Annotated in this window: 16 protein-coding genes; 4 read left to right on the plus strand and 12 right to left on the minus strand. The window is 42.0% G+C overall.

The window, feature by feature from the left end:
* Positions 1 to 51: 51 nt before the first annotated feature.
* Together WBM49_RS11230 and WBM49_RS11235 are read left to right on the plus strand one after the other, a co-directional pair.
* Positions 52 to 849, plus strand: coding sequence for a carbonic anhydrase (locus WBM49_RS11230; protein ID WP_424372144.1), 798 nt, complete (start codon positions 52 to 54; stop codon positions 847 to 849).
* Positions 850 to 884: 35 nt separating this feature from the next.
* A complete protein-coding gene (locus tag WBM49_RS11235) occupies positions 885 to 1,571 on the plus strand; it encodes an aspartate/glutamate racemase family protein (RefSeq protein ID WP_424372145.1) in 687 nt (228 codons plus the stop codon).
* A 7-nt stretch (positions 1,572 to 1,578) separates the two neighbouring features.
* Here WBM49_RS11235 and WBM49_RS11240 read toward each other — a convergent pair whose 3' ends face one another.
* Genes WBM49_RS11240 through WBM49_RS11255 form a run of 4 tightly spaced genes read right to left on the minus strand, consistent with a single transcriptional unit; the run spans position 1,579 to position 5,097 of the window.
* Entirely contained in the window at positions 1,579 to 2,460 is an 882-nt protein-coding gene (locus WBM49_RS11240) for a sterol desaturase family protein (protein ID WP_424372146.1), read from the minus strand.
* A 3-nt stretch (positions 2,461 to 2,463) separates the two neighbouring features.
* Positions 2,464 to 3,411, minus strand: a complete 948-nt coding sequence (locus WBM49_RS11245; protein ID WP_424372147.1) for a sulfurtransferase — start codon at positions 3,409 to 3,411, stop codon at positions 2,464 to 2,466.
* Positions 3,395 to 3,874 (minus strand): monoheme cytochrome C, encoded by a 480-nt coding sequence (locus WBM49_RS11250; protein ID WP_424372148.1) that lies wholly within the window; start codon positions 3,872 to 3,874, stop codon positions 3,395 to 3,397. Before WBM49_RS11250 ends, WBM49_RS11245 begins: the two co-directional genes overlap by 17 nt.
* Positions 3,875 to 3,876: 2 nt before the next feature.
* On the minus strand, positions 3,877 to 5,097 hold the full coding sequence (locus WBM49_RS11255; protein WP_424372149.1) for a sulfite oxidase: 1,221 nt from the start codon (positions 5,095 to 5,097) through the stop codon (positions 3,877 to 3,879).
* A gap of 169 nt (positions 5,098 to 5,266) precedes the next feature.
* Between WBM49_RS11255 and upp the strand changes: the two genes are divergently transcribed.
* Positions 5,267 to 5,920, plus strand: a complete 654-nt coding sequence (gene upp / locus WBM49_RS11260; protein ID WP_424372150.1) for a uracil phosphoribosyltransferase — start codon at positions 5,267 to 5,269, stop codon at positions 5,918 to 5,920.
* Between the two features lie 116 nt (positions 5,921 to 6,036).
* Positions 6,037 to 7,002, plus strand: coding sequence for a thioredoxin-disulfide reductase (gene trxB / locus WBM49_RS11265; protein WP_424372151.1), 966 nt, complete (start codon positions 6,037 to 6,039; stop codon positions 7,000 to 7,002).
* A 66-nt stretch (positions 7,003 to 7,068) separates the two neighbouring features.
* Here trxB and WBM49_RS11270 read toward each other — a convergent pair whose 3' ends face one another.
* The 8 genes from WBM49_RS11270 to WBM49_RS11305 form a co-directional block, all read right to left on the minus strand.
* Positions 7,069 to 7,512 carry a hypothetical protein gene (locus WBM49_RS11270; protein WP_424372152.1) on the minus strand — a complete coding sequence of 148 codons (444 nt, stop codon included), beginning with the start codon at positions 7,510 to 7,512 and terminating at the stop codon, positions 7,069 to 7,071.
* A 114-nt stretch (positions 7,513 to 7,626) separates the two neighbouring features.
* Positions 7,627 to 8,673 (minus strand): aminotransferase class I/II-fold pyridoxal phosphate-dependent enzyme, encoded by a 1,047-nt coding sequence (locus WBM49_RS11275; protein WP_424372153.1) that lies wholly within the window; start codon positions 8,671 to 8,673, stop codon positions 7,627 to 7,629.
* Complete coding sequence (locus WBM49_RS11280; RefSeq protein WP_424372154.1) at positions 8,670 to 9,683, minus strand: dipeptide epimerase; 1,014 nt, start codon at positions 9,681 to 9,683, stop codon at positions 8,670 to 8,672. Before WBM49_RS11280 ends, WBM49_RS11275 begins: the two co-directional genes overlap by 4 nt.
* A gap of 100 nt (positions 9,684 to 9,783) precedes the next feature.
* On the minus strand, positions 9,784 to 10,506 hold the full coding sequence (locus WBM49_RS11285; protein WP_424372155.1) for a head GIN domain-containing protein: 723 nt from the start codon (positions 10,504 to 10,506) through the stop codon (positions 9,784 to 9,786).
* Positions 10,507 to 10,644: 138 nt separating this feature from the next.
* On the minus strand, positions 10,645 to 12,384 hold the full coding sequence (locus WBM49_RS11290; protein WP_424372156.1) for a PspC domain-containing protein: 1,740 nt from the start codon (positions 12,382 to 12,384) through the stop codon (positions 10,645 to 10,647).
* Positions 12,381 to 12,722, minus strand: coding sequence for a PadR family transcriptional regulator (locus tag WBM49_RS11295; RefSeq protein WP_424372157.1), 342 nt, complete (start codon positions 12,720 to 12,722; stop codon positions 12,381 to 12,383). The genes WBM49_RS11290 and WBM49_RS11295 overlap by 4 nt, the downstream gene beginning before the upstream one ends.
* A gap of 139 nt (positions 12,723 to 12,861) precedes the next feature.
* Positions 12,862 to 13,389, minus strand: coding sequence for a YybH family protein (locus tag WBM49_RS11300; protein ID WP_424372158.1), 528 nt, complete (start codon positions 13,387 to 13,389; stop codon positions 12,862 to 12,864).
* A partial coding sequence (locus tag WBM49_RS11305) for a DUF4870 domain-containing protein (RefSeq protein ID WP_424372159.1) occupies positions 13,389 to 13,820 on the minus strand: 432 nt, incomplete at its 5' end. The genes WBM49_RS11305 and WBM49_RS11300, both read right to left, overlap by 1 nt.

The following is a 13,820-nucleotide window of genomic DNA, read 5'->3' on the forward strand; positions in this document are numbered from 1 at the left end:
CATGTTTAAATTGGCATGAAATTACTATCAACCAAAATATTACCAAGAGCTATGAGAAATCTACTGTACATTTTTGTGCTTGTTTTTACTATTCAGGCTTGCAAACAACAACCTGCTGATGGACCACCAGCCAAGAATGTGATCTCGTCCGAAACATCGGCCAAAAACAGTTCGCACTGGAATTACGAAGGAGAAACCGGTCCGGAGCATTGGGCGAGGATAGAAGAGCATTCAGATTGCGATGGTTCTGATCAATCACCTATCAACATTGTTAATTACAACAAAAGTACCTCCAAGGATGTTTTGAAAATTATATATGCGGATAGTACCCATATATTTAACGTTATTAACAACGGGCATACCATCCAATACAATTTTGCGGTAGGCGATTACATCATAGTTGACGGAGAACGATTTGAACTGAAGCAGTTCCATTTTCATGAACCTGCAGAGCACTTAATTGAAGGGATCCGATATCCTATGGTGATCCACCTTGTACACCAGAACGCCTCAGGGAATTATGCGGTTCTTGCGGTGATGGCAAAGGAAGACAAAAGCAGTGAACCGTTTGACTTTTTGGAACGATATTTACCGGTGAGTGAAGGGGATACAGTGAAAGTGGACCTGGCCTTTGACATGAACCTAAATCTACCCGCAAACAGGGCTTATTTCAGTTATAAAGGATCATTGACAACTCCTCCCTGCACCGAAAATGTGAAGTGGTTTATTTATAAGGAACCAATCACGGTATCGCTGCAACAAGTGGAAGCCATCAGAAAGCTCATGCCACAAAACAATTACCGCAATGAACAGGCAAGGAACAACAGGCCCATTCTACTTTTTGAATAGAATTTTAATATAAAGTAAATACTTAAAAAACAATTATGAAAACCATAGGCCTTATTGGCGGAACTTCCTGGCATTCCACTATTGTGTACTACCGCCTGATCAATGAAATGGTAGGAGAAGCTATAGGTGCCCAGGGAAATCCTGAATTACTGATATACAGTATCAATATTGAACTAATGCGCGAACAGAATGTAGCTAAGATCAATGCCAAATACCTGGAAGTGGCCCAAAAATTGGAAAAAGCTGGGGCAAAAGCCCTGGTGATCTGTGCCAATACCCCCCATATGACCTATTCTTATGTTCAGCCCAAGATTGGGATACCAATCTTGCATATCGCAGAGGCAACCGGAAGGGAAGCAAAACTACTTGGCGTTAAAAAAGTAGGGCTTTTGGGAAACAAACCAACCATGACCCTAGGCTTTATCCCCGAATACTTGCAGCAACATTACAATATTGAAACCATCATCCCGGAAGGCAAAGGATTGATACAATCTCATCACTATGTTTCAAAGGAATTGACCCAGGGCCAATTCACAGATGAAGCCAGGAAATTCTTTCTCCATCAGATTGCACTCTTAAGGTCGCGCGGGGCAGAGGCCATCGTTTTAGGTTGTACCGAACTACCAATGCTCCTGTCATCAGATAGTGCTGATATTCCTATGTTGGCAACTACCGACCTGCATGCGAGAATGGCCACCGATTTTATTTTCGGGGGCTCTTAAGTTTGTTTCAACTTTTCTTTTTAGGTTTTACAAAGCCATAGGCGTTCTGGTGAAGAAAATCCTTTGGAAAATCCTCAACTCCCGGAAACCCTAGTGGGACATTACCGCTCTCCTCGGGGATGTAATTAGTCTTGAAAATATAATCCCAAAGACTCAGGCTTATTCCAAAATTCACCCCATAAGAACCTTCAGGCAGCACATAAGCATGATGGTATAAATGCATAACAGGATTGTTGAATATGTATTTTAAGGGCCCCCAGGTAATTTTCACATTGGAATGGTTAAGATGCCCGATAGCTATGGCAATAAAATGGACGATGTACGCCTGGGAAGGTTCAAAGCCGCCTAAAATCATCACCCCAAAGACTTTAAGTGGTTTGTAAAGGATATTCTCCATCCAGTGGTATCGCAAGTGTGCTGCAAATCCCATTTCTTTCACAGAATGATGCACCTTGTGGAAATTCCAGAGAAAGCTATACTTGTGTAAAAGAGTATGCGTAAACCATTGAACAAAATCTAATACGATGAAAAAGATAAGTAGCTGTGCCCACATAGGCATGGAGGAAAGATCAATGATCGAAAGACTTTTTGCGGTGATCCCCATATCTTTAAATAGGACTTCCAGCATTTTATAGATACCACTGATCGCTATGGCGAACATAAAAAAGTTGAAGAACATATAAAAGGCATCTAACCAAAAGTCTTTTCGAAAGATTGATTGCTCTTTTCTCCACGGAAAGACGATCTCCAAGAGCCATGCCATCAGAGAGATGGCGATTAATCCCCAAAAATAATTTGTGTACCATGGTACCTCAAAGATGATAGATTTCCACGTCCATGAAACACTGCCATTAAAGGCACTTACAAATGCATTCCAATAATTTTCCATAGTTTAATTTTTTGCTAATATCAATGAGTCATTTTCAAAAGGGAGCTGATCGAAATAACTCCACTCTACCCAAGACCCATCATAATTCATAACATTTTTATAGTCCAGTAATTCAGTTAATACAAAAGTAGTATGGGAAGACCGCACTCCGGTATGGCAATAAACAATAATGGTGTCTTCCTTGGAGGCTCCTATTCTTTTGTAGATATTTTCCAGTTCTGCTAAGGATTTAAAGGTGAAAGTATTGCCATAGTCTATAGCTTCGGCCCAGTCAATATTGATACTCTTTGGGATCCTCCCTGCTTTTTTGGCCCCTTCCTTCAGATAAAATCCATCAAACTCTTTTTTGCTTCTTGCATCTACAACAAACACATTAGAAGCATCAGACGAGATCACCTCTATAATTTTCTCTTTTCCTACCACAATAGGCTTGGTGGTTTGTTCTGTAAATTTAAATTTGACCTCCCTGATCTCGGGGGTACTTGTACTAAGGCTACCTCCCATTTGCTCCCAATGGTGTAATCCTCCGTTTAATAGATATACGTTTTCAAAATTATGCAGTTGTAATAACCACCATAGTCTGGAAGCCTCAGACAAGCCTTTGTCGTCGTAGATAACTAAGGTGTGTTTATCAGTAATCCCGGCCAGGCCTAAACGCTTCTCCATAACTTCTCTGTTGATCCTCATTCCATTATAGGGAAAGGAGGTGTCTTGAAATTCTGATCGGTGGAGATTTACCGCACCTTGCAGATGACCTTTATTATATAGGGCAGCAAGACGGAAATCTATGATCTTAATACTGGTGTCGTGCTGCTTTAAAAGCAGATCGGAATAGTCAACTACGTGCTTGGAAAATAACATCTGGTCCGTAGTCGATTCTTTTATTTTCTCCTTACAAGAAAACAAGACTAAGGTGAGTAAAGTAACTAAGATGTTAGTCCTTAAGTTCATACCAACTAATATTCTGTAATATTTCTCTTCTTCCTTTATTTTGTGGTGGATAATTGGTCACAAGGTAGTTCACGATGATCTCCTCATTTTTTCCCAGATCCCATAAGTTCTGGGTCTCCTGCATCCAACGAATGGTCGCTTTCCATCGTTCCTCATTCATTCGGTTCTGAATAACCAACTTTGCAGAATGGCAATTAGTACAGTTATTCACAACGGTCATCAATCCCTCAGCATCTTTAAATCCTGTACGGAGATGAATGCCATTCTCTATCTTATCAAAGTCGTCTTCCTCAACTACCGCCGTGTATTCTTCAACTACTGTTTCCTTCTTAAAAAAGGAAAGCGTGGGATCTGAAACCAGGTAGACAATAGCTAATGCGGTGACACCAAAAAGCACCATCAGGGTAGCTAAAAGCCGGTAAATGCTTTTTATCTGAGATTTAAATTTATCGTGTTCTTCCATCCCTATGTAACCTTGATCGCGATTCGGTGGCAGGCATTATTTAAATATCCTTTTGGGTTCCAGCCCGGCAATAACATTGGCTGACTGGTTCCATCAGCGTCGGTTGCCCTGGCCCAAACCTCGTAATACCCTTTTTTAGGAAAGGAGACAGCGGCACTAAAATGCTGCCATGCGAGTCTGTTTTTCGGTTTCTTTATTTCACAGTTTTGCCAGGAGGCACCAAAATCGATCGAATATTCCATTTTGGCTACTTCCTGTTCGCCTGCCCAGGCATGCCCCCTTATGTTCAATTTCGTTCCATTTTTTATCATGGCACCGGTTTTTGGATGGGTGATCAGCGATTTAACGGGCATAGACTCAATAATACACATATCCTTGTCGTCCACCTTTTCGCCGGGAGCTACGGGATTACATGGTACCCTGTAGGCATCTCCTGTCATTTTTGGTCCGTCGTGAACGCGGTCTCTCACACTGATCTTTTGCAGCCATTTTCCGGAAACAGAAGCGGGCCATCCTCCTGCTACCAATCGCAAAGGATAACCATGTGCCAGGGGAATATCTTCCCCGTTCATTTTATAGGCAATTAGAGTTTCATCCTGTAAAGCCTTTACCATGGGAGCACCTCTGGAAATAGGTTCTTTCCCGGGATCCCTGCTCAAATGCAGATCGGCGGCATGGTAGCCTATATATACAGCTTTATCCGTGATCCCAACATCTTCCAGCACATCCCTTAGCCGAACACCGGTCCATTCCGCACAGGAAACTGCTCCAATGGTCCATTGGTTGCCTTTAGCGGGTGGATCAAATTCACTTCGTCCGTTACCGCCGCATTCAATTGTTAGTTGATAGGAGTATGATTTGAATTTTGATTTTAGCTCCGCCAGCGAATAGGTCTTTGCAGCTTTTACCGCCTCCCCGTCAATAGTTAAGGTCCATTTTGCAACATCAATTTCTTCGGGAATTAGTCCGTTATTCCGAATAAACATGTATTTATTAGGCGTAACCTCATCATCTAACAGATGGGCCTGAGCCTCCATGTTCCAGGGTTTATCATTGAGAACTACCATAGCCTTGTCTTTCTTGAACAAGGTAAATGGGTCAGGGTCCTGAAAGAGTAGGGGAGAATATCCCTTTGGGATCAAAGCTCCAAAGACAATTTCGGTTCCAATGATAGTGGTCACGGAACTCAAGGCGGTTCTAGAAAGGAAATCGCGTCGCTTCATACAAAGAACAATTAAGTTGAAGTTCTATTTGTTAAAGTTATGAATAATAGGTGCTTTAAAAGGTAACTCATGTTACAATTTAATTTTTTTTAGTGGCATATAATACCATTAAAGTGGCTCAAAAAAGCTTTAGGTAGATTCATTATCTTTAAATTAAATTACTCTTGTTATGATAATCCATCACTTTGAGGATCAAAATTCACTGTTGAATCGGTTTATGCTCGAGATCCGCGATCAGACAATTCAAAAAGACCGGATGCGTTTCCGCCGGAATATTGAACGGATAGGGGAGATCCTGGGATATGAGTTGAGTAAATCGCTCGATTATAAGATCAAATCGGTAAAAACTCCTTTTGGCAGTAGAGATATTGGTATTCCCATAGATCAGTTTGTACTTTGTTCCGTACTAAGGGCTGGTTTGCCATTACATCAGGGCCTTCTCAATTATTTTGACCATGCTGAAAATGCTTTTATCTCTGCCTACAGGCATCATCCCGATGGCGGAGATGCTTTTGAAGTTATTGTGAAATATTTCGCCGCCCCAGATCTGGATGGAAAGATCCTTGTCCTTACCGATCCCATGCTCGCCACAGGCAAAACCCTGGAAAATGTATTGAAAGCCTTAAAAGGCCACGGCAGGCCCAAACAGATCCATATCATATCTGTTATTGGATCTAAAGCAGGTGTCAAGCACATATCTTCTGTATTCCCCGAAAATACTAATTTATGGATAGCGGCTATAGATAATGAACTCACCAGTAAGGGCTATATTATACCTGGATTAGGCGATGCAGGCGACCTGGCCTATGGGATCAAATTGTAGGGATTAGCCCGCAAGAAAGGTCTATGTCCCTATAAAAACTTTTAATAACTTTTAGGGGCAGGTTTTTGATGAATATCCTACTTTTATACCCTGTTAATTTGAATGAAATTTGAAATATGTCAGAAAAGATAGAACGACTTAAGACCCTTATTTTGGGATCGGGACCGGCCGGTTACACCGCGGCTATTTACGCAGCCAGGGCAGATCTTAAACCTGTGATGTACACTGGGATGGAACCTGGCGGACAGCTAACAACCACTACCGAGGTTGATAACTTTCCAGGCTATCCTGAAGGGATAGACGGCCCTACAATGATGATACAACTACAACAACAAGCCGAACGTTTTGGAACCGAGGTGCGTATTGGGATGGCAACGTCTGTTGACTTTAGTACTCAAAAAGGGGGGATACACAAGGTGACCATTGACGACTCCAAGGTGGTAGAGGCCGAGACGGTGATCATTTCTACCGGAGCAACGGCCAAGTACCTTAACATCCCCAGTGAACAACGCCTCCGTGGCGGCGGGGTATCGGCCTGTGCGGTCTGCGACGGTTTTTTCTATAAAGGACAAGAGGTGGCCATTGTAGGTGGCGGGGATACTGCGGCAGAAGAGGCTTCGTATCTGGCAAATATTTGTAAGAAGGTAACCATGCTTGTCCGTCGTGATGAAATGAGAGCTTCAAAAGCAATGCAGCGCAGGGTACAAAGTTTGCCAAATATTGATATCCGTTATCATACAGAGGTAGATGAGATCTTAGGAGAACAAGTGGTAGAAGGACTCAGGATGGTTAATAATCAGACTGGGGAAAAAGAAGAAATTCCTATCACAGGTTTTTTCGTTGCCATAGGTCATAAACCCAATACCGAAATATTTAAGGGACAATTAGAAATGGATGAGACGGGATATCTGATCACCAAGGGAAAATCTACCAAGACCTCTAAACCAGGGGTGTTTGCCAGTGGCGATGTCCAGGATAAGGAATACAGGCAAGCTGTAACGGCAGCAGGTACAGGGTGTATGGCTGCTTTGGATGCAGAAAGGTATTTAGCAACCATTGAAACCCACGCTGAGGTTAATTAAGAAACAGTCTACTAATTATAAAAAAAACCCCGAATCGGGGTTTTTTTTGTTCTAAAGACCGAATCCTTAGTCGATCCGTATATAATTTTCCGAGGAGGTAGGATTTCCATCCTGATCCATAGAGATCTGGCTAAAGGTATCCTCTTTTAAATCTAATTGAAATTCAAAGAGACGCATCGTATCCAGAGCCTGCATCATTTCATAATCTCCATATTCTATGGTTTCATGAAGTTCGTCGCTAGTAATGTGATACGATCCATAACCAAACCTTCCCTGTTTATCACCAGGAACCCAGCGAGACCACATGATCTTCCCGTTATAATACATTTTTACCTGCCGGTAACCCGGGTCCTTGGCTATAGTGTCAATTTTATCCCCGTTCCAATTTGAAAAACTTTGCAGTTCCCAAACGCCTTGCATGGAATGCATTGTATTTGGTTTGGAAGATAGAACAGTTACCGCAACTAGTAAGATAATTGCCATTCCTGCGATCTTAATTGTATTTTTCATAGTAAAATTATTTAGTGCTTCAAGAATCACAATTAAGATACAATATTTTTGTTAATTTTTTTATTGAATTGGAAATATTTGATTTTTACTTCAAGGACAAATAAATATGCCTTCTTATTCATAAGCATTGAGTGCATTGGCTAAGGAGGCAATATCTTCTTTGGTGTGGCCGGCGGTAAGTACTATTCTGTTGGTGGCAAAGGTGTCTTCTGAGGGATATCTGAAATCTGTAATTACAATCTTGTTTTTTCTTAAATGTTCAGTAAGTTGAGGATCCGAAAAGCCAAATACCGGATAATTAGGCATGTAATTCAAGCGTTTTTTATTCTTGAGTAAAGAGAGGAAATACTGGATGTTTTGCTGTAATAACTTCCTTTTTTCACTGTATAAAGTCTTGGCTGCCATAAAATGGGCCATATAAAAAGGGGCAGCAGGACTGGCTCCTCCGAAGAAGTTGGTACTCTTCAAAGATTCTATTCTCCCCCTACTGCCAAAAACAGCACCCGCTTGCAGCCCCAGAGCTTTTCCCAAAGAGGCGCAAAGAACAAGTTCCAGGCTGGGAATAGTTAAAACGGATCTGTAGACCCCGGCACCTTCCTCCCCAACAAGGCCGATACCATGGGAGTCATCAACCACCAGAATACAGGATTCCAGGGGTAGTGTGCGCAGTATTTGAAAATTGGGATAATTACATCCGGAGAAATCTATGGAATCAAGAAATATGACCGGGGTCTCTTTTCGTTTTTTTTCCAGGTGCTCCCTTAAAGCTATATTCAGAGTAGTATAAGTGGTATAAGGTTTAGCCTGTGTTTTAAATAGGGCAGAATGGCTGTTTGGGGCATAGAACAAGCGATGTTCTTTATTGTTGAAATGATTGGCGATTAATTGTCCTGCTAAATACCCAGAAGACATACTAAGACATGCCTCACTTCCTACCCATGCTGCTAAATAAGCTTCTGCGGCATCATATATTGAAAACTGCACATTAGACCTTCTGGAGGCTCCAAAATTAGAGCCAAATTGCTTCACGGACTGCAAGACCATTTCCTGAAACTCCATATCCGAATGTACACCTAAATACGAAGTGCCACCGAAATAAAGGTACGATTGGTCATCGGTGTTGATGATCCTTCCAGGATATGAGGATACCTTTATGTTCATGACAGAAGCGTTATACCACTGCCGCCTAAGGTAGGGAATACAATACGGGCATCATCTAGTATCTCAATACCCCTGGCAATGTCGTTAGTGATCAGTAAGGGACCATCCATATCCACGTAATCTAGTTGAGGTAAGAGCTGTCCGATGGCTGAAATACCCACCGTAGATTCTGTCATGCAGCCAACCATGATCTTTAGTCCAAGTTCCTTACCCCGCTTTATCATCCTAAGTGCCGGTGTCAGTCCGCCACATTTGGTAAGCTTTATATTAATACCATTGAAATGCAGTCCACAATGATCCACATCTGCCTCTACCAGACAGCTCTCATCGGCTATGATCGGTAATACCGAATGATGTGCTACCTTCTCCATACCGGCCCAATCATCGGCTTTTAATGGTTGTTCTATAAATTCAACTCCTAACTCTTTGAGGGTCGGTGCCATGGCGATTGTTTGGGACGCGGTCCATGCCCCATTTGCATCTATCCTGAATACAGCCGTGCTAAAACGGCGCAGTTCCCTTACAATATCCACATCTTCCCTGGTTCCTAGTTTTATCTTGTAAATGGGCCAGGGTTTTTCTTTCATTTTTTGAACCATTTTTTCAATGGTATCAATTCCAATGGTATAGTTGGTTAAGGGATAGCTATCTATAGAGGTGCCCCAGAGCTCATATAAAGGTTTGTTCTTGAGTTTTCCATAAAGGTCATGCGCCGCAAGGTCTAAGGCACACAAGGCAAAGGAACTCAGTTTTTTTTTGGACAGCCAGGCATGAAATTGAGTGGGCTCGGTAAAATTGAACTGTTCTATGTCAGGTCTGATGGCTTCAATTTCTGCTTTTAAACTTGCCATGGTATGTCCGTAATACGGATTAGAGGTGGCTTCCCCATAACCTGTTTTATTTTGGTCACTAAGATGTACTATGAGGGTATCCTGGGTTACATGTGATTCCCTTGAAATGGTAAAGGTGTGTTTTAGTTGTAGTGTGTGCGTAGATAGTTTGAGCTGCATGGGTGAATTTTGACCCTAAGATAAACAAAGCGACGTAACACCATAAAAAAACCCTGAAGGAATATTCAGGGTTTTTGGCTGTGTTTGGTTATAAGAGCCTTTAATCTTTTCGCACGCTTCCCGAATAGGATTTCTGTGTTTGAACGTCCGGATTGCCAGAATAGGATATGTCTGCACCACTACTGGCATCGGCCACCAGGGTCTCAGAAACATTAACCCGTATATCTGCCCCGCTACTGGCATCGGCATGACAGGTTCTTACGGCAAAGTCTTTTGCTTTAATATCAGAGCCACTACTGGCATCTGCATAGAACAACACAGCTTCTCCTTCTATCCTGATATCTGCACCGCTGCTAGTGTCTGCATCTACCTCTTCGGCAACTACTGCTACTTTGATCCCTGCGCCACTGCTCGCATCCAAAGAGATCTTGTTCGCTCTTATTACATTTTGTGTTTGAAGATCGGCACCACTGGAAGCATAGAGTCCGGTTACCGCGGGCAAGGACACATAAATCCTTTTAGTGGCTCTGCCAATGTTTTCAATGGCGTGGATCTTAAGTTTTCCATTTTTAATATCGGTGCCAATCAATTCCATGATGTTTTCATCGGCCTCCACTTCAATGGAAAAGTCGTCTCCCTGAGTTACAAAAACATCTAATCCTTCAGAGGCAGAAATCTCTGTAAATTCCTCGTATACTTCTCTGGTTTCTTTGGCGATTTCTCCATTGCCTCTTTTTCCTTCACCAAAGTTCATATCAAAGGCACAAGAAGATAAGAAGAGGGCCACGAGTACGGCAATTGCAATTCTAGCTAGTGTTGTCATGATGTTGTTTTTTATTTGGAATAGCTTTGTATTCCTTCGGTTCATTAGTAATTATTGATAGGTCAAATATATTTTCTATTGAGTAATCCGGGTAGTTTTGATTACCCAGTTGTAGATAAAGACGGATGAGTTGTTATCTTATTGGCCACCATCATCTGCTTTGATCTCAACCCCGTTCTCATCGATTTTCAACTTAAAGGAATCGCCACTATCCTTTACGTTAATATCGATCCCTTCTTCATCAATAATGATGCGGCCCTCGTTGTTGTTGTCATTCCATCGCAACCCCTTGGTATTTTCTTCACAATCCTGGCATTCCAATTCACCGTTTAGCCCCATCTGCCACAAATGATCTACGATATTTCCACGGTACATATCCCTGTCGTAGCGCGTAATACGGCCCATATATCTGCGCATTCCGGCATCAAACCTCAAATAGGTCCCTGCCGGTACGGATAGGGATACCCGCACCTCCTGGTCCCTTACCTTATTTTTGATAGGCGTGTAAAGGTAGTTGCTCACAGCAAGCGTGTTTCCTTCAAGGGTATAGGAATATTGAATGTTTCCTGCCCGTTCCCTGGCATCAGAGGTAGAACTGCCATTGGCATCCTTCCGGATCCTGATGTAGGAGAGAGAGTCGCTCGACTTATTAATATCGAAGCGTATATCATCGGTGAACAAGATACGATCTCCATTTTCATCATAGCTTATCGTCATATTATTGATTCCAACGTTTTCCTGATTTTCATAGAATTCACTGCTGGTGGCCCGGATCATAAGAGTATCCTGTGCCCTTGGGAAATACAAGGTTTCCTTTACAGTGGTGCTGCCGGAATAAGCATGTGCCGAGGCCTCTTTTATTCCAAAAACAATAAGGCTAATAATGGAGATCAACCATAATCCCAACAGGGAGAATTTTATAACATTTCCAATAGACTTTAGATTGTTTACTAAAATTTTCAGGCCCAGATAGAGCAGGAAAAAGAAAGGGATTCCCACCGCAAAAAATGTTAGTAGCGAGATGAGCCATACAGGTGCTCCGGTGGCATTCACCATTTCGTAAAAGTCAATTCCGGGAATATGAATAACATCCAGGACCCCTACCGTAAACAGCCCTATGAACAAACCAATAAGAGTGGCGGCTCCTGTAATGATCAGAATGATCCCGATGAATTTGGCAAATACTTTAAAACAGAACATAATAAAGTTACCTAAGGCATCAAAAAAAGTACGGCCGCTGCTTTTTACCCTGGTCCCCATTTTGTCATAGTCTACCCCCTTTACCTTTTCAGCTACATCTTCATATCCCTCTTTAATTTTTTTTTCAATGTTACTGATATTGACGGGTTCTCCCTTCATATCAAGCTTTTGCGAGGTGGTGACCGCTTCCGGTACCAGGATCCATAGTAAGATATAGGCCACAAAACCAAAGCCTGTAGATAAGGCAAGGAAAATAAATATGAGTCGGATCCATAAGGCATCAAACCCAAAATAGTGTTCCAAACCTGCACATACCCCCCCCAGGTATTTATTGTCTATATCCCGATACAGTTTTTTGGTACGCCTTGAGGTAGTAGTAGGGCCAGCCTTTGGCACATCTTCAAAGATATCTTCATCTACCCGGTAATCTTCGGGTTGCCCCATCACCTTAATGACGGCATCTACTTCTTTCATGGTAATCACCTGCCGATCGTTCTCCATGCGTTCCTGAAATAGTTCGGCGATCCTGGCCTCAATATCGGCTATGATCTCCTCACTACCAGCTGTTCCGGAGAAGGACCTTTTAATGGCCTCCAAATACCGTTGTAGTTTTTTAAATGCCTCTTCATCAATATGAAAAAGGACATTGGCGAGATTTATATTGACTGTTTTGTTCATTTTTTCGTTGTTTTAGCGTTGGTAACCAAATTCACGGCATTTCTTAACTCGTCCCAAGTGGTATCTAATTCTCTTAGGAACAATTTACCCGTCTCTGTAAGCCCGTAGTATTTTCTGGGCGGCCCGGAGGTAGATTCCTCCCAGCGGTAATTCAGCAATCCCGCATTTTTAAGTCTGGTAAGCAAAGGATAGATGGTTCCTTCTACCACCAGCATTTTTGCATCTTTCAGCGTCTCCAGAATCTCTGAGGTATACTTGTCTTCTTCTTGTAAGATAGACAGGATACAGTATTCTAGCACACCTTTGCGCATCTGTGCTTTTGTGTTTTCTATATTCATAATTTTTTCTTCTGTTACATGCTGTTCGGTGATGAGCCGAACTTTTTTCAGCACTGGGTTAACTGTTCGTTTTTTGATAGTTCATTGGATACTTTTTGATGAATAAACTCTGTGATTGATTGATGAAATTGTATGTTACTTATTCGATTTGATAGGTAGAAGCCGCTTGATGATCATAGCTTAACTCCCGTTTTATTTTCCATTCCCCCTCTGTAATGATCCAGAGGTGGGTAAATTTTGCGATATCGCCTTGTTGATATTGTTTTTGCTCATTTAAAAATTCAAATCTGTGAACGCCTTCTTGTATGGCGCCGTACAACATCCCATCTTTTCTGAGGGGATAGACACTGAGACTGTTTTCTATCAATATCCGCCTGGAGGTTTGTAAAGCGTTCTTATCTTGTTGTGCACAGTTTTCAACCATAGGGGCCAAAAATTCATCCCTGCCAAGGGTTACTCCGCCTTTATCATGGTAGAACTCAAAATCTTCTGTAAACAAGGAAGCCATGGTTTCCGGATCACAGGTATTAAAGGCTGCGTGAAAGAGAAGACTATCCTTTTCTTTCAGAATTTTGTAGAGCTCTGTGTTCTCTGAATGCTGTCCATATATGGTTAGTGCCAGGGATGGCAGGAACAAACACACAAAAATGACGATGCTTTTTTTCATTATTTTATAAAATTGATAGTGATAGGGTATTTAAATGTCTGTCCTTCATTGGTCCGTAAAGTTGCCAGAATGGTATATACTACATTGACAATAAATAGTGCCACAGGGATAAGTCCGGCAAAGCCTAATGGCCAAAAACGCCCGAAAGGAAAATCGTCCCAATCAAAATTAAAATTCGGTCCGTTAAAATGACCCCAATCGCCCCAATTAATAAAACCATGATTGAACAGATCTGGAAAGAAACCAAAAAAGAAAGGAATGGAGAGCGCTCCTAAAACAACAGAATACAGAATTAGACTTATTTGAAAATTTAGCGCTTGTTTCCCATTGTAATCTACGAAAGGCGAATCATTCTTGTTGGCGAGCCATAATACAAGTGGCAACAGTATGTTACCAAAGGGAACAAAGAACCTGCCGAAGGTAGATGCGTG

It is taken from the genome of Muriicola sp. (assembly GCF_049669965.1).
GTDB lineage: Bacteria > Bacteroidota > Bacteroidia > Flavobacteriales > Flavobacteriaceae > Muriicola.

Bases quoted from the DNA above. Each gene is read 5' to 3' on its own strand.
- WBM49_RS11230 (WP_424372144.1), top strand. From the start codon at position 52: ATGAGAAATCTACTGTACATTTTTGTGCTTGTTTTTACTATTCAGGCT.
- WBM49_RS11235 (WP_424372145.1), top strand. From the start codon at position 885: ATGAAAACCATAGGCCTTATTGGCGGAACTTCCTGGCATTCCACTATT.
- WBM49_RS11240 (WP_424372146.1), bottom strand. From the start codon at position 2,460: ATGGAAAATTATTGGAATGCATTTGTAAGTGCCTTTAATGGCAGTGTT.
- WBM49_RS11245 (WP_424372147.1), bottom strand. From the start codon at position 3,411: ATGAACTTAAGGACTAACATCTTAGTTACTTTACTCACCTTAGTCTTG.
- WBM49_RS11250 (WP_424372148.1), bottom strand. From the start codon at position 3,874: ATGGAAGAACACGATAAATTTAAATCTCAGATAAAAAGCATTTACCGG.
- WBM49_RS11255 (WP_424372149.1), bottom strand. From the start codon at position 5,097: ATGAAGCGACGCGATTTCCTTTCTAGAACCGCCTTGAGTTCCGTGACC.
- upp (WP_424372150.1), top strand. From the start codon at position 5,267: ATGATAATCCATCACTTTGAGGATCAAAATTCACTGTTGAATCGGTTT.
- trxB (WP_424372151.1), top strand. From the start codon at position 6,037: ATGTCAGAAAAGATAGAACGACTTAAGACCCTTATTTTGGGATCGGGA.
- WBM49_RS11270 (WP_424372152.1), bottom strand. From the start codon at position 7,512: ATGAAAAATACAATTAAGATCGCAGGAATGGCAATTATCTTACTAGTT.
- WBM49_RS11275 (WP_424372153.1), bottom strand. From the start codon at position 8,673: ATGAACATAAAGGTATCCTCATATCCTGGAAGGATCATCAACACCGAT.
- WBM49_RS11280 (WP_424372154.1), bottom strand. From the start codon at position 9,683: ATGCAGCTCAAACTATCTACGCACACACTACAACTAAAACACACCTTT.
- WBM49_RS11285 (WP_424372155.1), bottom strand. From the start codon at position 10,506: ATGACAACACTAGCTAGAATTGCAATTGCCGTACTCGTGGCCCTCTTC.
- WBM49_RS11290 (WP_424372156.1), bottom strand. From the start codon at position 12,384: ATGAACAAAACAGTCAATATAAATCTCGCCAATGTCCTTTTTCATATT.
- WBM49_RS11295 (WP_424372157.1), bottom strand. From the start codon at position 12,722: ATGAATATAGAAAACACAAAAGCACAGATGCGCAAAGGTGTGCTAGAA.
- WBM49_RS11300 (WP_424372158.1), bottom strand. From the start codon at position 13,389: ATGAAAAAAAGCATCGTCATTTTTGTGTGTTTGTTCCTGCCATCCCTG.